Source organism: Nakamurella sp. PAMC28650 (genome assembly GCF_014303395.1).
GTDB lineage: Bacteria > Actinomycetota > Actinomycetes > Mycobacteriales > Nakamurellaceae > Nakamurella.
The window spans coordinates 2,789,405-2,815,345 of sequence record NZ_CP060298.1; the positions used below are offsets into that span (position 1 = coordinate 2,789,405).

At 70.0% G+C, this 25,941-nt stretch carries 20 protein-coding genes; 15 read left to right on the plus strand and 5 right to left on the minus strand.

Annotation, left to right across the window (positions count from 1 at the left end; all coding sequences use genetic code 11):
- Window positions 1-285 precede the first annotated feature (285 nt).
- Entirely contained in the window at window positions 286-1,980 is a 1,695-nt protein-coding gene (locus tag H7F38_RS12680; protein ID WP_187094356.1) for a DUF885 domain-containing protein, read from the plus strand.
- Window positions 1,981-2,020: 40 nt separating this feature from the next.
- Here the strand turns inward: H7F38_RS12680 and H7F38_RS12685 are convergent, their stop codons facing one another.
- Window positions 2,021-2,614: a GNAT family N-acetyltransferase gene (locus tag H7F38_RS12685; RefSeq protein ID WP_187094357.1), complete on the minus strand. Its 594-nt coding sequence runs from the start codon at window positions 2,612-2,614 to the stop codon at window positions 2,021-2,023.
- 261 nt (window positions 2,615-2,875) lie between these two features.
- On the opposite strand from H7F38_RS12685, the gene H7F38_RS12690 reads away from it, so the two are divergent.
- Window positions 2,876-3,322, plus strand: a complete 447-nt coding sequence (locus tag H7F38_RS12690) for an SAV_6107 family HEPN domain-containing protein (protein WP_255498372.1) — start codon at window positions 2,876-2,878, stop codon at window positions 3,320-3,322.
- Window positions 3,323-3,343: 21 nt separating this feature from the next.
- On the opposite strand, the gene H7F38_RS12695 is transcribed toward H7F38_RS12690, so the two are convergent.
- Complete coding sequence (locus H7F38_RS12695) at window positions 3,344-4,123, minus strand: ParA family protein (RefSeq protein WP_187094359.1); 780 nt, start codon at window positions 4,121-4,123, stop codon at window positions 3,344-3,346.
- A gap of 338 nt (window positions 4,124-4,461) precedes the next feature.
- Here H7F38_RS12695 and H7F38_RS12700 point away from each other — a divergent pair, with 338 nt between their 5' ends.
- From H7F38_RS12700 to H7F38_RS12710, 3 genes are all read left to right on the plus strand, one after another.
- Window positions 4,462-5,196, plus strand: a complete 735-nt coding sequence (locus tag H7F38_RS12700) for a bifunctional 2-polyprenyl-6-hydroxyphenol methylase/3-demethylubiquinol 3-O-methyltransferase UbiG (RefSeq protein WP_187094360.1) — start codon at window positions 4,462-4,464, stop codon at window positions 5,194-5,196.
- 92 nt (window positions 5,197-5,288) lie between these two features.
- Entirely contained in the window at window positions 5,289-6,518 is a 1,230-nt protein-coding gene (dinB, locus tag H7F38_RS12705; RefSeq protein ID WP_187094672.1) for a DNA polymerase IV, read from the plus strand.
- Window positions 6,519-6,634: 116 nt separating this feature from the next.
- Window positions 6,635-7,012, plus strand: a complete 378-nt coding sequence (locus tag H7F38_RS12710; protein WP_187094361.1) for a DUF3040 domain-containing protein — start codon at window positions 6,635-6,637, stop codon at window positions 7,010-7,012.
- Window positions 7,013-7,483: 471 nt separating this feature from the next.
- Here the strand turns inward: H7F38_RS12710 and H7F38_RS12715 are convergent, their stop codons facing one another.
- From H7F38_RS12715 to H7F38_RS12725, 3 genes are read right to left on the minus strand one after another with little or no spacing between them, the layout of a single operon-like run.
- Window positions 7,484-9,892, minus strand: coding sequence for a DUF3488 and transglutaminase-like domain-containing protein (locus H7F38_RS12715; protein WP_187094362.1), 2,409 nt, complete (start codon window positions 9,890-9,892; stop codon window positions 7,484-7,486).
- Window positions 9,889-11,187, minus strand: a complete 1,299-nt coding sequence (locus H7F38_RS12720) for a DUF58 domain-containing protein (protein WP_187094363.1) — start codon at window positions 11,185-11,187, stop codon at window positions 9,889-9,891. The genes H7F38_RS12715 and H7F38_RS12720 overlap by 4 nt, the downstream gene beginning before the upstream one ends.
- Window positions 11,180-12,196 carry a MoxR family ATPase gene (locus H7F38_RS12725; protein ID WP_187094364.1) on the minus strand — a complete coding sequence of 339 codons (1,017 nt, stop codon included), beginning with the start codon at window positions 12,194-12,196 and terminating at the stop codon, window positions 11,180-11,182. Before H7F38_RS12725 ends, H7F38_RS12720 begins: the two co-directional genes overlap by 8 nt.
- Window positions 12,197-12,663: 467 nt before the next feature.
- Here H7F38_RS12725 and mraZ point away from each other — a divergent pair, with 467 nt between their 5' ends.
- From mraZ to H7F38_RS12775, 10 genes are all read left to right on the plus strand, one after another.
- Window positions 12,664-13,104 carry a division/cell wall cluster transcriptional repressor MraZ gene (mraZ, locus tag H7F38_RS12730; RefSeq protein ID WP_255498373.1) on the plus strand — a complete coding sequence of 147 codons (441 nt, stop codon included), beginning with the start codon at window positions 12,664-12,666 and terminating at the stop codon, window positions 13,102-13,104.
- A 272-nt stretch (window positions 13,105-13,376) separates the two neighbouring features.
- Window positions 13,377-14,387: a 16S rRNA (cytosine(1402)-N(4))-methyltransferase RsmH gene (gene rsmH / locus H7F38_RS12735; RefSeq protein ID WP_370531369.1), complete on the plus strand. Its 1,011-nt coding sequence runs from the start codon at window positions 13,377-13,379 to the stop codon at window positions 14,385-14,387.
- On the plus strand, window positions 14,384-15,250 hold the full coding sequence (locus H7F38_RS12740; RefSeq protein ID WP_187094365.1) for a hypothetical protein: 867 nt from the start codon (window positions 14,384-14,386) through the stop codon (window positions 15,248-15,250). Before rsmH ends, H7F38_RS12740 begins: the two co-directional genes overlap by 4 nt.
- The gene (locus H7F38_RS12745) at window positions 15,247-17,238 is read left to right on the plus strand and encodes a penicillin-binding protein 2 (RefSeq protein ID WP_187094366.1); all 1,992 of its coding nucleotides are present in this window, start codon (window positions 15,247-15,249) and stop codon (window positions 17,236-17,238) included. Before H7F38_RS12740 ends, H7F38_RS12745 begins: the two co-directional genes overlap by 4 nt.
- Before the next feature lie 53 nt (window positions 17,239-17,291).
- Window positions 17,292-18,983 (plus strand): UDP-N-acetylmuramoyl-L-alanyl-D-glutamate--2,6-diaminopimelate ligase, encoded by a 1,692-nt coding sequence (locus H7F38_RS12750; RefSeq protein ID WP_255498375.1) that lies wholly within the window; start codon window positions 17,292-17,294, stop codon window positions 18,981-18,983.
- On the plus strand, window positions 18,980-20,458 hold the full coding sequence (gene murF / locus H7F38_RS12755) for a UDP-N-acetylmuramoyl-tripeptide--D-alanyl-D-alanine ligase (protein WP_187094367.1): 1,479 nt from the start codon (window positions 18,980-18,982) through the stop codon (window positions 20,456-20,458). The genes H7F38_RS12750 and murF overlap by 4 nt, the downstream gene beginning before the upstream one ends.
- Entirely contained in the window at window positions 20,455-21,561 is a 1,107-nt protein-coding gene (gene mraY, locus H7F38_RS12760) for a phospho-N-acetylmuramoyl-pentapeptide-transferase (protein WP_187094368.1), read from the plus strand. The genes murF and mraY overlap by 4 nt, the downstream gene beginning before the upstream one ends.
- Window positions 21,554-22,966, plus strand: a complete 1,413-nt coding sequence (murD, locus tag H7F38_RS12765) for a UDP-N-acetylmuramoyl-L-alanine--D-glutamate ligase (RefSeq protein ID WP_187094369.1) — start codon at window positions 21,554-21,556, stop codon at window positions 22,964-22,966. The genes mraY and murD overlap by 8 nt, the downstream gene beginning before the upstream one ends.
- On the plus strand, window positions 22,963-24,648 hold the full coding sequence (ftsW, locus tag H7F38_RS12770) for a putative lipid II flippase FtsW (protein ID WP_187094370.1): 1,686 nt from the start codon (window positions 22,963-22,965) through the stop codon (window positions 24,646-24,648). The genes murD and ftsW overlap by 4 nt, the downstream gene beginning before the upstream one ends.
- The gene (locus tag H7F38_RS12775; protein ID WP_187094371.1) at window positions 24,645-25,889 is read left to right on the plus strand and encodes a glycosyltransferase; all 1,245 of its coding nucleotides are present in this window, start codon (window positions 24,645-24,647) and stop codon (window positions 25,887-25,889) included. The genes ftsW and H7F38_RS12775 overlap by 4 nt, the downstream gene beginning before the upstream one ends.
- Window positions 25,890-25,941: the final 52 nt, after the last annotated feature.

Here is a 25,941-nt window from a genome sequence, read left to right on the forward strand (position 1 = left end):
TGCGGCGGAACCGGCACCGCACTACGGGCTCGGCGAACACACTGTCGGCCAGAGCGTGGCACTGTGGGACCTACCGGGCGTGAGCGTTTCGCCCGAAGCCGTTCCAACCGAAGGAGTCGTCGTGGGCGCAATCATGAGACTGGTCAACCGCATCGTCTCGGCACTGGCCAGGCGCAAGGTGCAGCGCAACGAGAACCCCGGAGGTCGCTGACCGCCGCGCACGCCCGGGTCCGCTGCGGCAGGACGGAGGCGGGGAACTTCGGACGTCGCCTATGCTGCCCGGTCATGAACGTCAGGATTGAATCACCCAGCCGATCGCCGGCCCCGGCGGGCACTGCGATCAACCAAATCTCCGACCGCTTCGTCGCAGCGCTGGCGGCGGCCAGCCCGATGACGGCCACCATGCTGGGTGTGCCGGGCCATGACGACCGTCTGGACGACCTGTCGCCGGACGGGCTGGCGAGGATCAACGCCCTGGTCCTCAGCACGCTGACGGAGCTCCGGGCAGCAGGATCCACCGGCCGGCGCGACGACATCGCCAGGGCCGTCCTACTGGAACGGCTGGAACTGGACCGCGAACGGTACGAATCCGGCTGGGACCACGCGGAACTGAACGTCATCGCATCTCCGCTGCAACTGGTCCGGATGATCTTCGACATGACCCCGCGCGACACGCCCGGGCGACTGGTCGTGTTCGCCGCCCGCATGCGAGCCGTCCCGGCGGCACTGGTCGGCTACCGGGAGAGCCTGCGGTCGGGGGCGTCGAAAGGACAGGTGGCGGCCGCCCGCCAGGTCCGCAGGTGTGCCCGGCAGTGCGTCTCCTACTCCACCTTCTTCAGCTCGACGGTCACCGGTCTCCAGACCGGTGGCGACTTGGTTGAGGAGCTCGACGCGGCCGCCGCGCTGGCCGACGCGGCCTATGCGGAGCTGGGCCGGTTCCTGACCGACGAACTGCTCGCGCACGCTCCGGAGAAGGACGCGGTCGGCCGCGAGCGCTACGTCCTGGCCTCCCGGGAGTTCCTGGGGGACACCGTGGATCTCGAGCAGACCTACGCCTGGGGCTGGGAGCAGGTACTGGCCATCGAGCAGGAGATGCGCGAGGTGGCCGACCGGATCGCGCCCGGACAGGGGGTTCGAGGGGCCGCCTCGGTGCTCGATGCCGATCCGTCATACACCGTGCACGGTCAGGACGGGTTGACGGCCTGGATGCAGGACCTGTCCGACCGCGCCCTGGAGGACCTGGGTCGCTCGCACTTCGAGATCCCGCCGGCACTCCGTGCCCTGGAGTGCCGGGTGGCACCGCCGGGCGGCGGTGTGGGGGCGTACTACGTCTCGCCGAGCGACGACTTCAGCCGGCCGGGCCGGATGTGGTGGTCCGTGGAGGCGGACACGCAGGAGTTCAGTACTTGGCGCGAGACCACCACCGTGTACCACGAAGGGGTGCCGGGGCATCACCTGCAACTGGCGACGGCCGTACTCCGCCGGGACACCCTGAACGACTTCCAGCGTCTGATGGCCGGCACGTCCGGTCACGCCGAGGGCTGGGCGCTGTACGCCGAGCGACTGGTCCGCGAGGTGGGATACCTCCGGAGCGACGGTGACCTGCTCGGCATGCTCGACTCGCAGCTGTTCCGGGCGGCCAGGGTGGTGCTGGACATCGGCATGCACCTGGAGCTGGCCATCCCGGCCGGCACCGGTTTTCACGAGGGCCGGACCTGGACCCCGGAGCTCGGACTGGAATTCCTGCTCTCGCGCACCCAGTCCGAGGCGGGTATGTGCAGGGACGAGATCGACCGCTATCTCGGCTGGCCTGGCCAGGCCCCGGCCTACAAGGTCGGCGAGCGGGTCTGGCTCCAGGGCAGGGACGCAGCCAGGGCGCGACACGGAGAGTCTTTCGACGCGAAGGCGTTTCACACCGCAGCGCTGAACCTGGGCGGGATGGGACTGGCATCGCTGGCCCGGGAGCTGGCGCGCCTCTGACCGCCGCCGATCCGTGTGGAGGGCGGCGGTGCCGGGGGACTCAGTCGTGGGGCGGTGGAGGTGGCCCGAGGGGAAGGGTCCGGCCGAGCACACCGAACGGGCGGGGATCACCGGTGAACCGGTAGTCCCGCAGGACGTCGACGAAACCCATCCGCCGGTACAGCCGCCACGCCCGGTTGGTCCCCTCCGGGGTGGACAGCAGCACGGCGCGTTCGGGGCGACCGGTGAGGAGCGCCGTCAGCAGCAGCTGGCCGACGCCCGCGCCCTGGCTGTCCGGCCGGACGTGCAGCTCGGTGAGCTCGAGATAGTCCACCAGCCAGGGTGAGTCGGGCCGGCGCAGGCCGCGTTGGACCTCGGAGTACCACCACTGACCCGGATGCCCGGTGTACCCGTACGTCAGGCCGCGAATGCGTTGCTGCTGGTCGACCGCGACGGTGCAGGCGAAGCCCTTGCGGCTGCTGTGCTCCTGCCAGAGCGCGGACCTGGCCGCGGCGATTCCGTCGGGATAGCGCATGGCGGCGACGTAGACCGCGATCAGCTCCGGCAGCCGGGAGACGAAGGCCGCCGGGTCCAGATTCCGCAGCGTCAACGGCTCCGGTGCCAGTGCACCCTGCGTCGAGGAGTTGGAGGTCATCCGCGACGGCACCGAGAAGTCGGGACAGTCATGTTTGTCATCCCACCACGAACGGGGTCGGCCGGTGTCCCCGGGCCCGGGTCCGGCGCGGCCTTTCGGAAATGGATCTGGCGGACTGTCGGTGGTCGGGGATACAGTTGGTATCGAACAGTCGTTCGATACGTTCGACTGGATCAATTCGATCACGAGGACAGGTGAGTGGAGATGGCAGTCAGCACCGGTGTGCGGCCCTTGGCAGGGCAGTCTTCTGTTCGACGGTCGGTGAACCAGCGCCCCGCAGTTCGTACGGGTGGCCAGGCCGGCGCCGGATCCGCCGGTCAGGGCCGGCTACCGCTGGCGGCTCCGGCCCGCCCGGTGCCGCAGGCCGCCCGGGATCTGCTGGCCGACGCCGGGCGCGGCCTCGGCCGGGCGATCAGAGCCGACCAGCCCACCGATCGCTACGCATCGGCCCATCTGGCGGCGCTCCGCGGTGCTGCGGCCGTGCTGGCGACGAAGGCGAGACCGGGTCGCTCCCGGCAGGCGAGCGCCTGGGAGCTGTTGGCCAAGCTCGCTCCCGAGTTCTCCGAGTGGGCGGCCTTCTTCGCAGCGGGCTCGGCGAAGCGGCAGGCCGCCGAGGCCGGGATCGCCCGGTTCATCAACCCCCGAGAGGCCGACGACATGGTCCGCCAGTGCGCTGCATTTCTGGACCTGGTCGAAGCCGCGCTCTGACGGGCCACAACCTACCGGCGGTCAGGCCCTCGTCCTGTTCCGGGCCGATCGCAGCAGGCGGTCCAGGAGCGCGTCGAACATGGCAGCGATTTCCTTGGCGCCCGGGGTCGGCCACTGGTGGATCGGCACGGCCGCACCCTGGGCCTGCTGGATCGCAGCCCGATCCGGCAGCACCGGGTTCAGGACGAGTGGGCCGAACAGGTCGCGGAGTTCCGCCAGCCGGTAGTCGTGCTCCGTCATCCGGGGACGCACGCGATTGACGATCACTCCGAGTGGCTGCAGGTGCCGGTGGGTCAACCGCTCCTTCTGCACCGCTTCCAATGCTCGCTGCACGCCCGTCACCGCGTACAGGGACGGCTCGGTGACCAAGACGGCGCGGTCGGCTGCGACGAGGGCACTGCGGGTCAGCTGGCCGAGGGAGGGTGGGCAGTCGATCAGGATGAGATCCGGTGCGGGGTCCACCTTCGACAGGGCGGTGGTCAGTCTGGCGAGCTGTTTGACCGTCGGGTCGGGATTGTTGTGGGCCTCCGCCGCCTCGCTCCCGGGCAGTACGCGGAGCAGGTCGCTCCACGGGGAGATGCGGATCGCATCGTTGACCACCGTGCGCCGGGGGTTGGACAGGACGTCCGCGAGGGTCGTGCCGGTGTCGTCGATCTCGACGGTGGTGGTCGCGTTCATCTGTGGATCGAGGTCGACCAGCAGGGTGCTGACACCGGCCTGGATCGCCGCCGACACCAGACCGAGGGTGACGGTGGTCTTGCCGACCCCGCCCTTCAGACTCAGCACGCTGGCCACCAACATCGACACACCGTACAGGCACCCCGTGACGCGACAGGGCATCGTCCACGGCCCTGACGGCCCTGACGGCCCTGGCGGTGCGGACGGCTCTGGCGGTGCGGACGGCCCTGGCGGTGCGGACGGCCCTGGCGGCCCTGGCGGTGCGGACGGCCCTGGCGGCCCTGGCGGCGCGGACGGCCCTGGCGGTGTGGACCTCGGCCTGCAGGTGTGGACCTCGGCCTGCAGGTCGTCACTGCGGCCGGCAGCCGCCTCACCCTCGTCGACGACCGACCCCGATACGCTGCCCGCATACCCCCGTCACGCCATCGCCGTCGACCGGATCGATCCGTCAGGAGCTGAAGATGAACGCGGTATCGCGCACGGCCACGCCTGATCCGGTGGAACATGCCCTGGTCGCGCTGGCCGGGCGGGTGCCGTCGGGGGTGGTGATCGACGTGGGCGGCGGCAGTGGGACGCGGGCGGTGCCGTTGGCGCGGATGGGCTGCACGGTCCTGGTCGTCGACTCGTCGATCGACGCACTGGCCATCCTGCGGCGGCGGGCGGTGGATGCCGGCGTCGCCGATCGCATCACCGCGATCCAGGGGGACGCTGTCGCGCTCTCGCGAGCCGTGCCCGCCGGCCAGGCAGATCTGGTGCTGTGCCATCACCTGCTGGAGACCGTCGAGGACCCGGCGGCCGCCGTCGCCGGAATCGCGGGAGCCCTCAAGCCGGACGGACGGGCGTCCATCCTGGTCGCCGGGCGGTTCGCCGCAGTGCTCTCGCAGGCGGTTGCCGGCCGGTTCGGCGATGCCGCGGCGATCCTGGCCGATCCGGATGGCCGGTTCGGTCCGCTGGACCCACTGCGGCGGAGGTTCGACGTCGCGAGTCTCCGGACCCTCCTGGCGCGAGGCGGTCTCGCGGTGGAGTCGATGGCCGGCATCGGCATCGTCTCCGGTCTCATCCCGGGGGGCGTCCGGCCGTCCAACCAGCTCCACGAGCCGCGGCTGGCCGGGCTGGAGGAGGCGCTCTCCGCGCACGACGAGTTGCGGGAGATCGCGGCCGATCTGCACGCCGTCGCGTTTCCCGCGGGCGGCTAGTCCCGGTGGGCCAGAGCGCCGACGGTCGTCGTTACGTCACCGACGATCTCGAGTCGATCGACGACCGGCTCTGCACGATCCTGCACGTCGACATGGACGCGTTCTTCGCCTCGGTGGAGTTGCGTCGCCGACCGGAGCTCCGCGGCCGCCCGATGATGGTGGCCGGGGACAGCGGGCGCGGGGTCGTGCTGTCGGCCACCTACGAGGCCCGCCGGAGCGGTGTGCGCTCGGCCATGCCGACCGGACGGGCAAAGGCTCTGTGCCCGGGCATCATCGTCGTCGAACCGGATCAGGCGGCCTATCGCGAGGCTTCCCGCTCGGTGATGTCGGTCTTCGGCGATGTCACGCCGTTGGTGGAACCCCTTTCCGTCGACGAGGCGTTCCTGGACATCTCCGGCGCCCGCCGACTGGCGGGTCGGCCGGGGAAGATTGCCGCGGACCTGCGGGCGCGGCTCAGCGACGAGCTGGGCCTGACGGCGACGGTCGGTGGGGCCGCCACCAAGTTCGTGGCCAAGCTGGCGTCCGGTCTGGCCAAGCCGGACGGCCTGCTGCTGGTACCACCGCAGGACGTCATCGCCCTGTTGCATCCGCTGCCGGTACGGGCGTTGTGGGGTGTCGGACCCAAGACCGCGCAGACCCTGGAAGCGCTCGGCCTCTCCACCGTCGGCGAGATCGCCGCGGTCGAGAAGACCGCGCTGATCCGACATCTGGGCCGGGCCACCGGCAGCAAGCTCCACGAGCTCGCTAACGGCCTTGACGCGCGGTCGGTGGAGACCGGATCGACTGACAAGTCCATCGGGGCGGAGACGACCTTCGCCTCAGATACCGCGGACCGTCGGTTCCTCGGCCGCGAACTGCTCGGCCTGGCCGAGCGGACCGCGCGTCGGGCGCGAGAGGCCGGGCTGTGCGGCCGGACCGTGTCCCTCAAGCTGCGCTACGAGGATTTCTCGACCGTCACCCGCTCGCTGACGCTGCCGACCCCGACCGATCTGTCCGGCGTCATCCACACCACCGCGTCAGCCCTGCTGGACAAACTGGCGCCCGGTGCGCGGGTCCGTCTGGTCGGGATCAGGCTCGAGGGATTGGTGCGGGCCGACCAGGTGAGCGAGCAGATGCAACTCGGAGCCGAGCAGGATGGGCCCGGTTGGCGTGAGGCCGAAGGTGCTCTGGACCGTGTGACCGCCCGATTCGGGTCGGCAGCGGTGCGTCGCGCATCACTATTCGACCGCCCCGCACCCCCGTTCGAGGGACAAACGGGCTCCGGAACCCGTCCGAAGTCCACAAAGGAGTCCGATTCGGTACCAGATTCCGCCGGTCGCTAGAAGTACTCGCCGAGTGCTCGTATCCTAGGGGGAAGGACGTTGTTCGACGTCCGTTTCCACGCCTATCACTTATCGACAGGACCGACCACTGCTGGTCGGGTGCCGGAGGAGGACTCATGCCGCTCTCCGAGCACGAGCAGCGCATGCTCGACGAGATCGAACGCGCTCTGTACCAGGACGACCCGAAGTTCGCGACGAGTGTGAACGTCAGTCGTATCCGCCGTCGTCGACCGATCGTGGCCGGCGCCGCTTTCCTGGTGGGCCTCGTGCTATTGGTTGTCGGGGTGATCTCGACCCAGAGCGTCCTGACGCTCGGGGTGATCGTCAGTGTGCTGGGCTTCCTGGTGATGGTCGGCTCGGTCGGTCTGTTCGTCTTCGGCCAGCCCGGGGCCAGAGCAGCCGGCAAGCCACAGGCCAGTGCACCCGGCGCCAACGGATCGCTGTCCGAGCGGATGGAAGAACGCTTCCGCCGCCGGTTCGACGAACAGGGCTGAACCACCGCCGGTTCGGGCCCTTGTGCGCCGACCGGTAGGACATCTTCATGAAGGACCCGTTCGGCAGCCCATGGCTGCCGGGCAGGTCTTCTGGGTTGTGCCCCGCCGCAAAGCCCGGAGTCGCCGAGCCGCTGAGCCGCCGAGAGGGGCAGCATTGGCGGCGAGGTCGTAGCACCGGCGAGCTGCTGGTAGCACCGGCGAGCTGCTGGTAGCACCGTTGACGGTGCTACGAGTCGGCACCAGGTGCTACGGGTTGGCTCCGGGTGCGACGAGTCGGCTCCACGTGCGACGAGTCGGCACCAGGTGCGACCGGAGCTGCTGGTAGCACCGTTGACGGTGCTACGAGTCGGCACCAGGTGCTACGGGTTGGCTCCGGGTGCGAACGGAGCTGCTGGTAGCACCCGCGAGCTGCTGGTAGCACCGTTGACGGTGCTACGAGTCGGCACCAGGTGCTACGAGTCGGTACCAGACCTAGACGCCGGACCGACGCATCGATCGCGGGACGATCCGGTCCGTCAGCCTGACCGGGATGTGCTCGTGCAACCCACGGACCATGCTCGTCACGCCGGCCGCCAGGTCTGCGCCGCTCGGCGCATCCTGGGGGCGGCTCAGCGTCACGGTGGTGCCGAGCGGGGTCGGCGCGTCAGCCGATCCAGCTGAGGAGCCGTCCGAGCCACCCGGGGGGGATCCGACCGGGGACGCGTCCGGGCCTGCTCCGACGCCGTACCACTCACGTTCGGCGGCGACCACGACGGAGCGGAGCCGCAGCCGCGCGTCCTCGTCCAGGTGCGCGCGCCGGGCCAGCCGGTTCGCGGCCACCCTGGCCGATTCCGAGGAGTGCGGGACGATGCCGTGGTCGATGGCGGTGTCCTCGATCTCGGCCCACGCTGCGGCCGCCGCGCCGGGGCCACCGGCCCTGGCCAGCCCGATGCGCCGACTCCGCCGACGTGCGCGCAGAGCGGTCGGCAGCATCAGGAGTCCGAACAGCACCGCCAGGGCCAGGACGACGATCAGCACCCACCGGACCCAGCCGGAGGCGGCGTTACCGCCGCCGACGGCTGCGACGTCCACCTGGGTGGCGACCGCGGACGACCTCGTCGCTCTGGTGGTGGTGTCCAGCTTGTTGGCGGTGGTCGCCGTGGTGTTCGGCACCGTGGTGGTCGACGACTGGGTCGGGGCGGCCGGGGCGGGCTGCTGGAAGCCCTGGTCGCCGCCCTGTCCGCCGACCGGCGGGGTGGGGTCGAAACGCACCCAGCCGTTGTCCTGGAACTTGACCTCCACCCAGGCGTGGGCGTCGTGACTGGTGATCAGGTAGCTGCCGTCGGCCTGCTTCACCCCCTGGGTGAAGCCGATGACCACCCTGGCCGGGATGTTGAGCGAACGCAGCATGATCGCCATCGCCGACGCGTACTGCTCGCAGTAGCCCTGCTTGTTGTCGAGGAAGTCGACGAGGGCGTCGCCGCTGGTGCCGGACGGTACCTCGAGGGAGTAGACGAAGCCGTTGGCGGAGTTGGTGAACCATTGCTGCAGGGCGAGTGCCTTGTCGAAGGCTCCCGTCGCGCCGGAGGTCACCGAGAGCGCCGTGGACCGTACGGTCGCGGCCAGCGAGCCGGTGGCGGTGAGGTCGCCTCCGGAGACGACGCTGTCGGCTTCCAGGGTGGCGGCGGAAGGTTTGGACTGGTCGACGGAGATCGAGTAGGCGGCCGGTTTGACCTTGTCCGTGCGGAACACCGTGTCCAGGGTGGCATCGAAGTTCCAGGAGTCCGTCAGTCCGTTGACGGCGGTGGTGCCGGTGAGGATCGGGAGGAAGCGGTCCTGGTAGCCCTTCGGGGTCACCGTCACGGTGGACAGGGTCAGCGCGGTCGGAGAATTGGTGAGCTGGCCGTTGACGTTCGGGATGTCGGCGTTGAGGTCGCCGACCGTCCAGCCCTTGTTGTTCGTCCAGGTGGTCAGCGCAACGGTCCGGAAGTAGTCGGGACTCTTCAGACCGGTCGCGGTCAGCACGTTAACCGGATCCGATGCCTTGAGATTCCCGCGCAGCGATGCGAAGGGCGACAGCCCGATGGATCCGCCGTTGCTGCCGCTGGTGTGCGGAAGTCGTCCGGTCGTGCCGATGTCGGTGGCCGAGGACGCGACCAGCAGGGCCACCACGGTGGCCAGGGCGGTGATCGCGCCACCGTTGACCGCAAGGCCGAGCCCGGCACGGACACCGGTCCGTCGGTCCCGATGCCCGGTGACGGCCAGCAGGATGGCGTAGAGGATGGCCGGGACCGCGAAGCTGTACCAGGGCAGCATCGTGCTGGCGATGGACGCCGGTACGGAGTAGAGGCAGAGCAGGGGGAGGGCGACCAGCGCGGGGGAGCGGGCCTCGGCGACCAGGAAGTCGGCGATGAATGCGGCGGAACCTACGGCGAGGGCGATCAGGAAACTGAGTTCCGGCGTCGAGGGTGCCGGTGGCGCAGAGCTCACGATCTGGGTCCAGGCACCGGACAGCAGGGTGCCCGCCTCGCTGATCGCCGCCGAGTTCGGCAGCACACCGCCGATCCCGCTGGAGGTGAAGAGCGAGGTCAGGGCGATGACGAAGCCGCCCAGTTGCAGCAGCGCGGTGACCGCCGTCGGCAGCCTGATCAGCCGCCCGCCGACACCGACGAGCCAGATCACCGCGACCACCTCGATCAGCGGCAGGACCCAGGAGTGGCCGCTGATGGGTGTGGACAGGGCGCTGGCACCGGTGAGGACCGCGGCCCCGGCCAGGAACGTCGGGCCGATGCTGGTCGGGATGTCTCGACCCGCTTCCGGTGACGGCGGTGGCGGCGGTGACGGCGGCGGTGGCCGGAACCCGGGGTCCGGTGTGGGCCTGACGGACGTCGAGGCCGTCATGCGGGGTTCCGCTCGAACGCCCGACCGGTGGGGGCGACCGGCATGTCCGCCGCGGAGTATCCGTCGCCGGCGTGGCAGGCCCGCCGCCACGCGGCGGCCAGGTCGTCGCCCGGCCGGACGACCACCACGCGCCAATCCGCCGCGCGCAGGGCATCGACGGTGGCGTCGGAGCCCGCAGCGCTCCGTCCTGGTTCCCAGTCCTGGGTCGCCATCACGAGCGCGACGGCGTTCACCCCGCGGCGCCGGGTGGCCGCGAACAGCTGCGCCTCCGAGGCGGACATCTCGCCCAGGACGGCGACCACGAGACCGGCCCGGCCCAGCGCAATCGGCTGGAGGTTCGGGGTCGTGTCCGGTTCCAGGACAGCGAGCCCGGCGAGCACGTCGTCGGAGATGTCGTGGCCCTCGGCGATGACGGTGCCGCGGTGCGACACCAGTTTCACCTGGTGATCGGAGCCGAGCAGGTGCAAGGAGATGGACGCGGCCAGGACGACGGCCGTCTCGAGGCTGGAGGCCGCTCCGTCGCCTCGGTGCGCGACGGCGCGGTGGTCCAGCACGATCGTCGCCCCGCCGTGCGAGACCGGCTCCTCCAGACGCACCATCAGGTCGTCGTGGCGGGCCGATGCCCTCCAGTGGATGGTTCTGATGTCGTCGCCGCTGCGGTACTGGCGCACCCCGATGTCCGGGTCACCTCCGATGGTGCCCAACGCTGCCCGCCCGGAGGCAGCCGAACGGGCTCCGGAGCTGCTCGGCATGCCGGTCAACCCGACCACGGTGGGGACCACCAGTACCTCGGTGCGTGCGTCGAGGGTGCGGTTGTCCTCCCACAGGTCGAACGGGTCGCCGATCCGGATGTGCGGGGGGCCGAGGGTGAACCGGCCACGTCCGGTGGCGTGGATCGGGTAGATGATGCGGGTCGACTGACCGCGTCGGATCGGTGCGATCAGGTACCGCATCCCGGTGGTCAGGCCCGCGACGCCCGGTTCGGAGATCTCGATCGACGGTGTCCTGGTCTGGCCGGTGTTGGTGATCACCAGCACCGCCTGGCCCCGCGTTCCCGGTCGGAGCCGCTCCGGCGCCACCTGGTGCACCCCGCGGAGGGTGATCCTTCGCAGCGCGGTGATGGCCACTGCGAACAACGGGAGCGCCACCGCCATCACGCCGACCCTGAGCAGGTCCCGCTCGTCCAGGACGAAGGCACAGATGATCGCGGCGATCCCCCCGGCGACCAGGCAGCGGCCCCTGGTGGTCAGACCGCGGCCGACGGTGTGGTCGCGTCGTGCCGACCGGTCAGACACGACCGCCTCGCGGCACCCGGATGCGTCCGAGCAGCAGGCCGATGATCTCCTCTGCGGACCGGTGGGCGGCGTGCGCCTCGACGGTGAGCAGCAGGCGGTGCGCCAGGACCGGGGCCGCCAGGCGCTGGATGTCGTCGGGCACGACGTAGCCGCGACCGTCGAGCGCCGCGGCGGCCTTGGCCGCCCTGGCCAGGTGCAGGACGGCGCGCGGGGAGCCGCCGAGTCGCACTTCCGGGATCGCACGGGTGGACCCGACGATCTCGACGATGTACTGCCGCAGCTCGTGGGCCATGTGCACCGTGGCCACGGCATCGATCAGTGCGGCCACCGTCGCGGCATCGGTGACGGCGGCCAGCGAGTCGAGCGGATCGCTGTGGTCGCGACCGGCCAGCATGGCGACCTCGGTGGCCGCATCCGGATAGCCGATCGACGTCCGGGCAAGGAAACGGTCACGCTGTGCCTCGGGAAGGGGATAGGTGCCCTCCATCTCGACAGGGTTCTGCGTGGCCAGCACCAGGAACGGCCTGGCCAGTGCATAGGTGGTGCCGTCGACGGTGACCTGACGTTCTTCCATGCACTCGAGCAACGCGGACTGGGTCTTCGGGGACGCACGATTGATCTCGTCGGCCACGATGATGTTGGCGAAGACCGGTCCCGGCCGGAATTCGAACTTGCTGGTCTGCCGGTCGTAGATGCTGACGCCGGTGACGTCGCTGGGCATCAGATCCGGGGTGAACTGCACGCGTGAGACGGCGGCGCTGACCGATTTGGCCAGCGCTTTCGCGAGGCTCGTCTTCCCGGTGCCCGGTACGTCCTCGATCAGCAGGTGACCTTCGGTCAACATGCAGATGACGGCGAGCCTGACCACCTCCGGCTTGCCGAGCACGACCTGGGAGATCGCGCCGGCGATCCGGCTGCCGATGGCAGCGACCTCGGTCGATTCCAGGCGCGCCGCGGGCGGGGGGGAGGGCGAGTAGCCCGACCCGTTGAGGTCGACATGCTGTGCCACTTTGCTGGTCCTCCGTGGTCTCGCCTGGAATGGCGACGTGCAGTCCTCCCGGAGCGGGCGAACATGGCCGGGGCGAACGGGTGGGGCTGTCCGCCGACAGTGCGACTGCCAGTCTGCCAGCCGGACCGACGGTACGTGGTGCCCCGCCGAAGTTGCTGTGAGGCCGGGGTCGGGCCACCGTGCAGCCTCGTTCCCCCACCAGTCCCCACCCACGGTTGCTGATGTCCGAATGGTCGGGTTCCAGCGTCGTCCCCGGAGGCCCGTCACTCTCCGGAACCGCTCAGAGCGGCGAGGGACCATGGCCGACCCGGATGGGTGGTCCTCGTCGTGCCCCACTTTGCTCCACCACGCTGATCAGGCATAACGCCGAGCGTGCCGAAAGTTTCTGGGAATCTGCGGTCGAAAGTGGGGGTCAGTGGGGTAATGTGGCAGACGTTGGGGCGAGAGGGAGGTGACGGAGGTGGCGAGTGGCGTACAACGGCTTTCTCGGCACCTTCACGCCCCGGATGGACGACAAGGGGCGGGTCACCCTGCCGGCGCGGTACCGAGAGGCCTTTGCTCCCGGAATCATGCTGGTGCGTGGACAGGACCACTGTCTGTTCCTCTTCACGCCGGAGGGCTTCGAGGATTTCGCGGAGGAGGCCATCAACGCCTCGGTGACGGACGAACGAGCTCGCGGTTTCCAGCGCTACATGCTGTCCAACACCGACGACCAACGGCCGGACACGCAGGGCCGGATCAGCATCCCGGCCCGCATGCGTGAGTACGCCGGCCTGACCAAGGATGTGGTCATCGCCGGGGTCGGGAAGCGCATGGAGGTCTGGGACGCCGCGGAATGGGCCAGGTACGAGGCAGCCCAGGAGGCCGGGTATGCCTCGCCGGCCAAGGACCTGCTGATCCAGACCTGATCGGCAGCAACGACATTCGGTCGCGCAGTACGGCCGTTGCAGTACCGCACCGCCCGAGCAACGCAGTTCGTGCCACCCGGCCTACACCCGATTCAGACCTGACACGACTTCCCCCGTGCCAGGCCCGAGCCGGGTGGGGACCAGAGGGCATGAGCCGCAGGATGTCTCGCATCATTCGTGTACCGCAGCACCGCACCTCCGCATTGATGGATCGCACTTCCGCAACGATGAACTGCCCGGACGCAGAAGGGGACTACTCGATGGCCCCCGATCTGGTCGATCGCGACAGTCCCCCCGGAGACAGCCCCGCCGGTGACGAAGCCGGCCGGATCCACCTCCCCGTCCTCGCGGCGCGGATCACCTCGCTGCTGCTCCCGGCTTTCGAGACCACCGAGAACCCGGTCTTCGTGGACGGCACCCTGGGCATGGGCGGCCACACCCTTCTGTTGCTCGCCGCCCACCCCACGCTGCGGGTGATCGGCATCGATCGCGACCCGGCCGCCCTGGAGATTGCCGGAACACGCATTGCGGCAGCAGGTTTCACGGATCGCGTGGAGTTGGTCCACGCGACCAACGACAAGGTGGCCCAGGCCGTCCGGCGTCGGGCCAAGGGCGGGGTGCAGGGCGTTCTGTTCGACCTCGGTGTCTCCTCCCTGCAGTTGGACCTGGCCGACCGTGGCTTCGCCTACTCGGTGGACGCACCACTGGACATGCGAATGGACCCGACCACCGGCGTCACCGCCGCGGAAGTCCTGAACACCTACACCCCAGGGGATCTCGCACGGGTGCTCAGTCGCTACGGCGAGGAGAAGTTCGCCAAGAAGATCGCCTACGCGATCGTCAGGGAACGCGCCAAGGAGCCGTTCCGGACCAGCGCCCGCCTCGTCGAACTGCTCTATGCGGAGATCCCGGCACCGGCCAGACGGACGGGAGGGCACCCGGCCAAGCGCACCTTCCAGGCGCTGCGCATCGAGGTCAACGACGAACTGGGAGTCCTGACCGCTGCGGTGCCGGGCGCTCTGGACGCGCTGGCCGTCGGCGGCCGGATCGTCGTCATGTCGTTCCAATCCTTGGAGGACCGGATCGTCAAGCATGCGATCGCGCCGGGTACCCGGTCGACTGCTCCGGTCGATCTGCCGGTGGACCTGCCCGGCCACGAACCCAGGTTCAGATGGCTCACCCGAGGGTCGGAGACTCCGACCGACTTCGAGATCAGCGAAAACCCGCGGGCTGCCTCGGCCCGGTTGCGGGCAGCGGAGCGCGTACGAAAGGCGACCGGATGACGGCCCAGGAAACAGAGCGGATCGACCCGCCTCTACGCGGTCCGGGCGCGGCCCGCACCGCCTCGACGAAATCGTCCGGCAAAGCCTACGACCGTCGGATTCGTCGGCAGCAGCAGGTTCGGGGGAGCCGTCTCACCAGAACCGGCTCACCCATCGCCGCCGCGCTGACCCGCGTCCCGTTCGTCGCTCTCGTACTGCTCCTGCTCGCCGGTGGTGTGGTCGGGGTCCTCTACCTGAACACCGTCTCCGATGCGGCCGGCCTGAGGGCGAGCCAGAGCCGGTTGGCGCAGATGGATGTGGAGGCCCGGATCGAGGCGGACAGCAAGGAGATCGCCGCGATGAAGGACCCCGCACATCTGGCGGACGAGGCCAGGGCACTCGGTCTGGTCCCGCCGGGCGACACCGCAATCATCAGGATCGACGCCGACGGCAAGCTCACCGTGATCGGCAACCCGACACCCGTGCCCGCTCTGACGTCGGCGGCGGTGGCGACCACGTCGCCGCCTGCGCCGCCGGCCACCCCCCAGGCGGTGGCGCGGACCAGTGTGACGGCGGCCGTCGTTCCGGTCCCGACGAAGGCCACGGCCCCGAAGGCCATCGCACCCGACGCCACGACGCCCAAGGCCACTGCACCCAAAGCCGCCGCACCCAAAGCCACTGCACCCAAAGCCACTGCGCCGAAGACCACTGCGCCGAAGACCACTGCGCCGAAGACCACTGCGCCGAAGACCACGGCGCTCAAGACCACGGCGCTCAAGACCACTGCGCCCAAGTCCACTGCACCCAAGGCCACATCGGCCGGCACCGCGGCCCGGGCGACCGGGTCTCCGCAGACCACGACCACCACAGGAGCCCGGCCATGACCGTCGGACGTCCGGCTGATGCCGGTGATCTGCGCCGCGGACAGCGGCCCCCACCCGCGACCCGGGAGCGCGACCGACCCTCGGCGGCGCGTGGCGAAACCGGTGCCCGTCCGCGCCCCCGGCCGCAGCCGGCCCCGGTCGGTCGGCAGCGGAAGTCGGTCTCCCAGCGAGGACGCCGCACCAGACGGGACAGCGGCGCGCGGGTCAACGTCAAGATGCGCACCAGGGCCGCATTGATCGTCGTGGTGACGCTGCTCGCGATCGCGCTGGGCAAACTGGTCACCATCCAGACGTTCGATGCCAAGGCGCTGGCCGCCACCGGACTGCAGCAGAACCAGCACAAGTACGTCCTGCGCGCCGAGCGGGGCTCGATCACCGATCGCAACGGCGCTCCACTGGCATTCAGCATCGAGGGACGGGCGATCGCGGCCCACCCGTCCTTCTTCCAGAACGACGCCCAGCGGTCGAAGGTCGCGGACATCCTGGTCGCGGCGCTGGGGTCCACCGTCAACAGGGCCGATCTGATGACGAGGATGATGTCGAAGAACAAGTACGTCTACCTCGCGCGCAGCGTGATGCCCGCGCTGGCCGACTCGGTCATGGCGAAGATCGCCAAGGTGCTGGTGGACAAGAAGGCCGATCCGGAGGTCCAGAACAGGCTGGCCAATGCCGTGGCCACCGAGGTCCAGGACATCCGGAGCGAACCGGACGGTGCGCTGGCGGCCTCGGTGGTCGGGAGCACCGGCTGGAACGGCTTCACGGAGACCACCTTCGGCCAGGCCGGCGTCGAGTCGAAATTCAACGCCCTGCTGTCCGGCCGGAACGGGTCGAGGCTGGTGCAGGTCGACAGCGCCGGCATCGCGATCCCGAACACCGCCACCGATGTCACCCCGGCGGTCGACGGCACCAGCATCAAGCTGAGCATCGACCAGGATCTGCAGTACAGCGCGGAGCAGATGCTCACCGCCCAGGTCCAGGCCTCCCAGGCGAAGGGCGGCTGCGCCATCGTCAAGGGCATCAGTGACGGCCAGATCTACGCGATGACCTGTTCCTACACCGGCAAGACCGCCGCACAGATAGGCAACCCGGCGGTCACCACACCCTTCGAACCCGGTTCGGTCAACAAGGTCGTCACCTTCGCGGCCGCTCTGGAAAGTGGCCTCATCGACCCGAAGACCCAGTTCTCGGTGGACGGTCAGATCTCGATCGGCGGCCGGAACATCCACGACGCCTGGGTGCACAGCCCGATCAGGATGACGGCGACGGGCATCCTGGCCAAGTCCTCGAACGTCGGGACGCTGATGATCGCCCAGAAGGTGGGTCCGACCGCGTTCGCCCGGGAACTCGGCAAGTACGGGCTCGGCAAGAAGACCGGAATCGAACTGCCGGGCGAGTCCGCCGGCAGCTACCCGGCCCAGAGCCAGTGGTCGGCCACCAGTTTCGCGAACCTGCCCATCGGCCAGGGCGTGAGCATGACGTTGCTGCAGCTCGTCGACATGTACCAGGCCATCGGCAACAAGGGCGTGATGGTCGCGCCGACGATCATCGCGGGCACCACCAAGAACGGCGTCTACACACCGTCCAGGATCAGGTCGACGACGCAGGTCATGAAGCCGGCCACCGCCTCCACGCTGCTGGACATGCTGCGCGGCACGGTCCAGTCCGGGGACTACGACCACAAGGGCACCGGGACGTCGGCCGCCATCATCGGCTACCAGGTGGCCGGGAAGACCGGGACCGCCCAGCAGGTCGACCCGGTGACGCACGCCTACTCGTCGACGTTGACCAACGCCACGTTCGCCGGTGTGGTGCCGGCGGACAACCCCAGATACGCGATCGCGATCATGTTGGACGCGCCGGTCAACGGTTCGGAGGGTGGTGACAGCGCCGCACCGCTGTTCCACCGGATCGCCTCCTACGCCATGCGGGAGGCGGATGTCGCGCCCTCGGCCTCCCCGGCGCCCATCTACGACCTGTATCTGCAGTAGATGAATTCCGGGCGAGCCACCACCGGGCACCGGGCCGGGTAGCCTTCACCGACGTGTCCACATCACCTTCGCCCGCCGCCGGCGGGCTGCGACCGAACGCTGTCGTCGGCGTCCCACTTGGTGCACTCGCCCGCCTGGCGGGGGTAGAACCCTCGGCGCTGGTCGGATCAGCGGGCTCCGCCGACCGGACGGTCACCGGCATCACGCTGCGCGCACAAGCTGTCCGCCCGGGCGACATGTTCGCGGCGCTCCCGGGCACCAGGGTGCACGGCGCGGTGTTCGCGGGTGACGCGGTGCGTGCCGGCGCGACCTCCATCCTCACCGACCGCGCGGGCTTGGCCGCGATCCGCAGCGGTTCACCTGACGCCGGTTCGTCCGAGACAGGTCCCTCCGATGCCGGCCGGGCCGAAACCGGTTCGGCGGACCCGGGACCGGCGGTGCCGGTGCTGGTGGTGGAGGACGCCCGGTCGGTCCTGGGCGCCGTGTCCTCGAGCATCTACGGCGATCCGTCGAGCGCGCTGGCCGTCATCGGCGTCACCGGTACCTCGGGCAAGACGACGACCGGATATCTGCTGGAGGCGGCGTTGTCGGCGCAGGGCCACCGCACCGGTCTGGTGGGCACCGTGCAGACCCGGATCGCAGGTGTGGCCAGCAGGAGCCAATTGACCACTCCGGAGGCTCCCGACCTCCAGGGGCTGTTCGCGCTGATGGTCGAGCAGGGCGTCGACGCCGTCGCCATGGAGGTGTCCTCGCACGCCCTCTCGCTCGGCCGGGTGGCCGGAACACGTTTCGAGGTAGGCGCTTTCACGAATCTTTCCCAGGATCATCTGGACTTCCACCCCGACATGGAGTCCTACTTCCAGGCCAAGGCGCTGCTGTTCGACGGCCGGGCGCGCGCCGGTGTGATCGACATCGACGACCACTACGGACGCCGGTTGGCCCGGATGCACCCCGACGCGGTGACGGTGTCGGCGGCCGGCGACGCCGAGGCGGGCTGGTCGGTCACCGACGTCGTCGCCTTCTCGGCGGGGCACCAGCGTTTCACGGTCCGGCGGCCGTCGGGCGAAGGCCTCGAGGTCGAACTGGCGCTGCCCGGCCGCTTCAACGTCTCGAACGCGGTCGTCGCGCTGGCGTGCGTCGACGCCGCAGGGCGGGACGTGGAGGTGGCCGCGGCGGCGCTCACCGATGTGGTCGTACCCGGCCGGATGGAGCGGGTCGACGGTGGCCAGGGTTTCCTCGTCGTGGTCGACTACGCCCACAAGCCGGCCGCCCTGTCGGCCGTGCTGGAGGCGATCTCGGCCGGGCTGACCGGCCGGCTCATCGTGGTGGTCGGTGCCGGTGGGGACCGGGACACCGGCAAGCGGCCGGTGATGGGCGAGGTCGCGGCCCGGCTCTCCGACCTGTTGATCGTCACCGACGACAATCCCCGCTCCGAGTCGCCGGCGTCCATTCGTGCTGCGATCCTGCTGGGCACCAAGGGAAACCACGGTCGCCCGCGCGGCGGCAAGGTCCAGGTGGTGGAGATCGGTGATCGGCACGAAGCCATCAGAACGGCCATCGCGGCATCCCGTCCCGGCGACGCCGTGGTGATCGCCGGCAAGGGGCACGAGCAGGGCCAGGACGTCGGGGGTGTCGTGCATCCGTTCTCCGATCGCGCCGAGGTGCAGGCCGCACTGGCCGAACTCGGGTTCGGAAGTGCCGCAGACGCGAACCTTTCGCGCCCGACCGGCGGGGACCGCAGATGATTGGCCTGACGATCCGCGAGATCGCCGCAGCCATCGGTGTTCCCGTTCCGGTCGAGGTCGCGGACACTGTGGTGACGAGCGTCGAGTTCGACACCCGCAAGGTGGTTCCGGGCGCACTATTCGTGGCACTGGTCGGCGAGCGGGTCGACGGTCACTCCTTCGTCGCGGCGGCCGCCGCAGCGGGCGCGGTGGCCGTGCTCGGCTCGGCACGACTGCCGGGTCGGGAGCTGCCGTTGCTCGAAGTCGACGACAACGACGCTGTGCTGCAGGCTCTCTCGGAAATCGCCAGGGTCAGTGTCGCGCAATTGGTCGCCGAGCACGGCCTCGCCGTGATCGGGGTGACCGGCTCGGCCGGCAAGACCTCGACGAAGGACATGATCGCCTCGGTGCTGCGGGCCGGGTTCGGAGGCGACTCCGTGGTCGCGCCGCCGGAGTCGTTCAACAACGAACTGGGTCACCCCTACACGGCGCTCCGGGCCGGCCCCGGTACCAGGTTCCTTGTGCTCGAGCTGTCGGCGCGCGGAATCGGGCACATCGCGGCGCTGGCGGCGATCGCGCCGCCGCGGATCGGAGCGGTGCTCAACGTCGGCACCGCGCACATGGGTGAATTCGGGTCGGTGGCAGCGATCGCCCAGGCCAAGGGTGAACTCGTCGAGGCGCTGCCGGCCGCGGCCGACGGCGGGGTGGCGATCCTGAACGCCGACGATCCACGCGTGCTGGCGATGGCCGACCGGACCACCGCCGAGGTCGTCACGGTCGGCACCGGGGCGGGCGCGACCGTCAGGGCCGAGGACGTGGTCACCGACAGTGGAGCCCGTGCCCACTTCCAACTGGTGACACCGGAGGGTTCGGCCAGTGTCGCCCTCGGCGTCGTCGGTGCGCACCAGGTGTCGAACGCGCTGGCGGCCGCTGCGGTCGGCCGCGCGGTGGGAATGGCCGTGGCGCAGGTGGCCTCGGCCCTGACCGAGGCGAGGGCCCTGTCCAGATGGCGGATGGAGATCACCGAGCGCGCAGACGGTGTCACCGTCGTCAACGATTCCTACAACGCCAACCCCGACTCGATGAAGGCTGCGCTCCAGGCCCTTGCGGTGATCGGCGAGCACCGCCGCACCTGGGCGGTCCTGGGCGAGATGGCCGAACTGGGCCCGCTCTCCCGCCCGGCCCATGACGAGATCGGGCGACTCGCCGTCCGGCTCGGCGTCGACCGGCTGATCGTCGTCGGGCAGTCCGCCAGGGCCCTGCACCTCGGCGCCCACCTGGAGGGGTCCTGGGGGGGCGAGAGCGAGATCGTCGACGACGTGCCGGCCGTGCTGGCCGTGCTGGCCCGTGATCTCGAGGCGGGCGACGTCGTCCTGATCAAGGCGTCCAGATCCGTCGGCCTCGACCGCGTGGCCACCGCCCTGCTGACCCCCGCAGCAACGACCGGTGCAGTACCGACCGGTGCAGGGCCGACCAGCGAGCAGGAGATGACGTGAAATCCATCCTGATCGCGGCCGTCGTCGGGTTGGTCGTGTCGATCCTGCTGACCCCCTACCTGATCAAGGTCTTCTCCCGTCAGGGATTCGGCCAGGAGATCCGGGACGACGGCCCGCAGACCCACCTGAAGAAGCGCGGTACGCCGACGATGGGCGGCACCGCCATCATCATCGCGATGTGGGCCGGCTACATCGTGTCCATCGGCGTGCAGATGGCCGGTGGGGGGGCCGGCCCGACCGCGTCCGGATGGCTGCTGCTCTACCTGACCACCGGGCTGGGCACCGTCGGGTTGCTGGACGACTACATCAAGATCCGGCGGCAGCGCAGCCTCGGGCTGAACAAGCGGGCCAAGCTGATCGGCCAGACCTTCATCGCGGTGTCCTACGGTGTCCTGGCGCTGATGTTCAAGAACGGCAAGGGCCTGGCCCCGGCGTCCGAGCACCTCTCCTACGCCAGGGATCTCAAGTTCATCACGTTCGGTGCCATCGGTTTCGTGGTGTTCGCGATCCTGGTCATCGCCGCATGGTCGAACGCGGTCAACTTCACCGACGGACTCGACGGCCTGGCCGCCGGCTCGTCGGTGATGGTGCTGGGCACGTACGTCTTCATCTGCTTCTACCAGTTCCGCAACGCCTGTCCGATTCCCGGGATCACCTCCGACATGACGGCGGCCGCGTTGAACGGTTGCTACTCGGTGCGCGATCCGCTGGACATCGCCGTGGTCGCCGCCGGCGCCCTCGGCGGATGCGTCGGGTTCCTCTGGTGGAACGCCCACCCGGCCCGGATCTTCATGGGGGACTCCGGCTCGCTGGCGCTCGGCGGTCTGATCGCCGGTCTGTCGATCCTGTCCAAGACCGAACTCCTGACCGTCGTCATCGCCGGCCTGGCCGTGGTCGAGATGCTGTCGGTGGTCGTGCAGATCGCGGTCTACAAGACCCGGAAGGTACGGGTCTTCAAGATGGCACCCTTCCACCACCACTTCGAGGTCGGGGGCTGGACCGAGACGACCGTGATGGTGCGGTTCTGGCTGCTGGCCGCCATGTCGGCGGCGCTCGGCGCGGCCCTGTTCTACACGGACTGGCTGAGCCGTACCGGTGGCTGAGCAGGGGACCCGACCACCGGCACTTCCCGCGGCCGGGGACCTGGTCGTGGTCGCCGGCGGTGGCGTCTCCGGGATCGCCGTCATCCGGTATCTCGTCGGCCTGGGCGCGCGGGTGCTGGTGACGGCCGATCGGGTCGCGCCGATCCTCCCGCCCGATCTGCTGCCGTCCGTGCGCTCCGGCGCGGTGGAGGTGGTCGCCGATCTGGCGTCGCCGCCGCCGGGCACCGCACTGCTCGTCACCTCCCCCGGCTTCCCGCCGGCCACGCCGCTGCTGGTCGCGGCGGCCGCGGGTGGGGTGGAGGTGATCGGTGAGATCGAGTTGGCCTGGCGCCTGGACCGAGCCGGGACCGACCCCCGCGAGTGGCTGGTGGTGACCGGCACGAACGGCAAGACCACCACCGTGGGCATGCTCGAGTCCATCCTGCGGGCCGCCGGCCTGGTCGTCACCGCCTGCGGGAACGTCGGTTGGCCCGGTCTGGAGGCGGTACTCGACGTTCCGCGGCAGCAGCGCATCGCCGCCGAGCTCTCCAGCTTCCAACTGCACTGGGCGCCGTCGGTCCGGCCCAGGGCCGGTCTGGTGCTGAACCTGGTCGAGGATCATCTCAACTGGTACGGCGGATCGATGGCGGCCTACGGCGCGGACAAGGCGCTGGCCCTCACCGGCGACATCGCGGTGGCCGTCGTCGACGATCCCGGCGCCGCGGCCATGCTGGTGGCAAGCCCGGCCGCGCGGAAGATCGCGATCACCGCCTCGGCTCCGCCGGTCGGCGCCCTCGGCGTCCTGGACGGCCATCTGTTCGACGGCGCGTTCGGCAACGGGCCGCTGCTGCCGGTCACCGGGATCCGGCCGGCCGGGGTCCACAACATCACCAACGCACTGTCGGCCGCAGCCCTGGCCCTGGCGACGGGGGTGTCGGCGGAGGCCGTGGCGAGCGGCCTGCGCCAGTTCGAGCCGGGGGAGCACCGCAACGTCGAGGTGGCCCTGATCGACGGCGTCCGCTTCGTGAACGACTCCAAGGCCACCAATCCGCACGCCGCCGCCGCGTCCCTCGCCGCCTACCACCGGGTCGTCTGGATCGCCGGCGGACAGCTCAAGGGCGCCTCGATCGACGATCTGGTCCGGTCGATCGCCGACCGGCTGGCCGGTGTCGTCCTCCTCGGGGTCGACGCTCCGCTGATCGCGGAGGCACTTTCCCGACACGCGCCGAATGTCCCCACGATGAGCGTGCCGGGGACCGACCATGGGGTCATGACCGAGGTGGTACGCGCGGCCACGACGATGGCTGCGCAAGGCGATGTAGTGTTACTGGCACCGGCTGCCGCTTCGTTGGACATGTTCAGCTCGTACGCGTCCCGCGGTGACTCCTTCGTGGCCGCCGTCCGCGCGCTGGGGGAACACCGGTGACCGCCACCCTGCCGACCGGGCGCACCACACCGACCAGGAGGGACGCGGTCGTTACGAGACGCTACCGGTCCATGCCCGGGGCGCTGCGCCGGTCCGCCAAGGACTGGCTGGACCGGCCGATGACGTCCTACCACCTGATCACCGCGACCTTCTACCTGCTGCTGGGCTTCGGCCTGCTGATGGTGCTGTCGGCCTCGTCGATCGCCTCGTTCCACGCCAACAACGGATCCACCTTCGCGACGTTCGAGAATCAGGCGTTGTTCGCCGTCCTGGGGTTCATCGGGTTCCTGTTCTCGTCCAAGGTGTCGCCCCGGCTGCTGCGGACCTATTCGTTTCCCCTGGTGGCGATCTCGCTGCTGATGCTCGCGGCGGTGCTGGTCTCGCGGCCGATCAACGGCGCGCACAGCTGGCTGGTGCTCGGCCCGATCCAGTTCCAGCCCAGCGAGGTGGCCAAGCTGGCCCTGCTGATCTGGATGGGCAACGTGCTGGCCTCCCGGCGGAACACGCTGCGCTCGCTCAGGTCGCTGCTGATCCCGGTGCTGCCGGTCTTCGTGATGATGGTCGCCCTGATCATGCTGGAGCCCGATCTGGGCACCACGGTCAGCCTGGGCATCGTCTTCATCGCCGTGATGTGGTTCGGCGGCGCCCCGATGTGGATGTTCGCCACCCTGACCGCCGGCGCCGGTGCCCTGGTGGTCTACCTCGCGACGTCGGCCGGCTACCGGTCCGCCCGCATCGCGTCCTGGCTGCACCCGGGTACCGCGCTGAAGGCGGACACCTACCAGATGAGGCAGAGCCTGTCCGGGCTCGGCAGTGGGCACATCTTCGGTGTCGGGCTCGGTCAGTCGATCTTCAAGACCGGCTGGCTGCCCAACGCCGACTCCGACTTCATCTTCGCGATCATCGGCGAGGAGCTGGGCCTCATCGGAGCCGGGCTGGTCCTGGTTCTGTTCAGCCTGCTGGCCTACACCGGCCTGCGCATCGCCCGTCGCAACACCGACCCGTTCATCAAGATCGTCGCCTCGGCCGCCACCGTGTGGCTGGTCGGGCAGGCGGCCATCAACATCGGCTACGTCATCGGTCTGCTGCCGGTCACCGGCATCCCGTTGCCGATGATCTCCCGGGGCGGAACCTCTCTGGTCATCACCATGGTGGTGTTCGGTCTACTGGCGAACTTCGCCCGGCGCGAGCCGCAGGCGGCGGCGGCGTTGCACTCGCAGGGTCCCACCCGGATGGCGCGGTTCCTCGGGCTCGGCGCCAACGGGCCGAAGCCGCCGAAGGTCCGCACCCCCCGCAAGCCTTCGAAGGTCAGGCCGGAACGGACCAAGGTCGCCGCCCGGCCGGTGCCGCGCGCGGGCTCGGGGTCCGGCTCGGTGAACGCAACGGCACGGACGGTGGAACGACGTGACGCCGGCCGCCGCTACTCCCCGGGAGCGCCACCGCCGCCGGCCCGCCGGTCGACGAACCCGGTCGAACACCGTGCCGCCCTCGGTGATCGGCAACGCAACCCGCGGAGCCGCCCCGCCGGTCAGGATCAGCAGGGGACAGACCGGCAGGGACGCTCGTTCGTCGACCCCGGTCCGGCGCGACGCGTCGATCCACGCGCGGCGGCGCGGCGTCGATCCGAGCCGCGCGAGGCCGGTGGCCGCGACGACCCGCGCGGCCGGGCGGGTCGCCGGTGAAAGGCACCAGGGTGCTGATCGCGGGTGGTGGAAGTGCAGGACACGTGCAACCGGCGCTGGCCGTCGCCGACGCTCTCGTCGCCATCGACGAGACCGTCCACATCACCTGTCTGGGCACCGCCGGCGGGCTGGAGACGATCCTCGTCCCGGAACACGGCTACGACCTGGAGTTGATCCCCGAGGTCAAGTTCCGGCGCAAGATCAATGCCGAGGCACTGCGCATCCCCGGGCGTCTGGTGACCACCGTCCGCGCCACCTCGAAGGTGATCAGGGCCAGGAACATCGACGTCGTCATCGGCTTCGGCGGGTATGTCTGCCTGCCGGCCTACCTCGCGGCCAGGATCTCGCTGCGGCACCGGATTCCGGTGGTCGTGCACGAGGCGAACGCCAAGGCGGGCATCGCCAATCGGGTTGGGGCACGCTCCGCCGCTGTGGTCCTCGCCGCCGTTCCGGGCTCCGGTCTCGAGGGGGCCAGGGTGGTCGGCAACCCGGTGCGTCGGTCGCTGTCCGATCTCGACCTGCCGTCCCTGCGGGCGGAGGCACGCGAGTACTTCGGTCTCGATCCGGCCGCGCCGACGATCCTGGTGATCGGCGGATCGCTGGGTGCCCTCACCCTCAACGAGGCGTTCGCGGGCGTGGCCGCCGAACTGGGCGCGGCGGGAGTCGGGGTGCTGCACGGGCACGGCCGGGGCAAGCCGGTCACCCTGCCGCCGCCGGTCGCCGGACAGCCGGCCTACGTCACGTTGCCGTACCTGGACCGGATGGACCTGGCCTATGCGGCCGCCGACCTGATCGTCGCCCGGTCGGGAGCGATCACGGTGGCCGAGATCGGCGCCCTGCGGATCCCGGCTGTCTACGTGCCGCTGGCGTTCGGCAACGGCGAGCAGCGACTGAACGCGGCCCCCCAGGTCGAGTCAGGGTCGGCGTTGATGATCGACGAGAAAGTGCTGGACGGCGCAGCGATCCTCGACCGGATCGTCCCGTTGGTGAAGGATTCGGCCGCGCTGCACAAAATGACGGCAGCCGCCGGGGTCAGCTCGACTAGAGGTGCGGACGAGTTGATCGCGCGGATCGTCCTGATGGTCGCCGGGGCCGGCGGTCGCAGGGCCCGGTTCGCCCGCCGCGGGGGTGACCGGGCACGCAACCGGGGACGGGCCTGGACGCGTGGACGGACTCGCGGGCGGACTCTCCACCAGACTCTCGACCAGATGCGTGACGAGACGCCAGGGGCACCGCGGTGACCGACGCGAGCCCCCTGATCCCGGCGGCGGCGGACGGCAGTTCCCTGGAGCG

Excerpts from the sequence above, each read along its gene's own strand:
- H7F38_RS12715 (WP_187094362.1), bottom strand. The coding sequence starts at position 9,892 with ATGACGGCCTCGACGTCCGTCAGGCCCACACCGGACCCCGGGTTCCGG.
- H7F38_RS12700 (WP_187094360.1), top strand. The coding sequence starts at position 4,462 with ATGAACGCGGTATCGCGCACGGCCACGCCTGATCCGGTGGAACATGCC.
- H7F38_RS12740 (WP_187094365.1), top strand. The coding sequence starts at position 14,384 with ATGACGGCCCAGGAAACAGAGCGGATCGACCCGCCTCTACGCGGTCCG.
- murF (WP_187094367.1), top strand. The coding sequence starts at position 18,980 with ATGATTGGCCTGACGATCCGCGAGATCGCCGCAGCCATCGGTGTTCCC.
- H7F38_RS12680 (WP_187094356.1), top strand. The coding sequence starts at position 286 with ATGAACGTCAGGATTGAATCACCCAGCCGATCGCCGGCCCCGGCGGGC.
- H7F38_RS12685 (WP_187094357.1), bottom strand. The coding sequence starts at position 2,614 with ATGACCTCCAACTCCTCGACGCAGGGTGCACTGGCACCGGAGCCGTTG.
- H7F38_RS12695 (WP_187094359.1), bottom strand. The coding sequence starts at position 4,123 with ATGTTGGTGGCCAGCGTGCTGAGTCTGAAGGGCGGGGTCGGCAAGACC.
- dinB (WP_187094672.1), top strand. The coding sequence starts at position 5,289 with ATGGACGCGTTCTTCGCCTCGGTGGAGTTGCGTCGCCGACCGGAGCTC.
- H7F38_RS12745 (WP_187094366.1), top strand. The coding sequence starts at position 15,247 with ATGACCGTCGGACGTCCGGCTGATGCCGGTGATCTGCGCCGCGGACAG.
- H7F38_RS12710 (WP_187094361.1), top strand. The coding sequence starts at position 6,635 with ATGCCGCTCTCCGAGCACGAGCAGCGCATGCTCGACGAGATCGAACGC.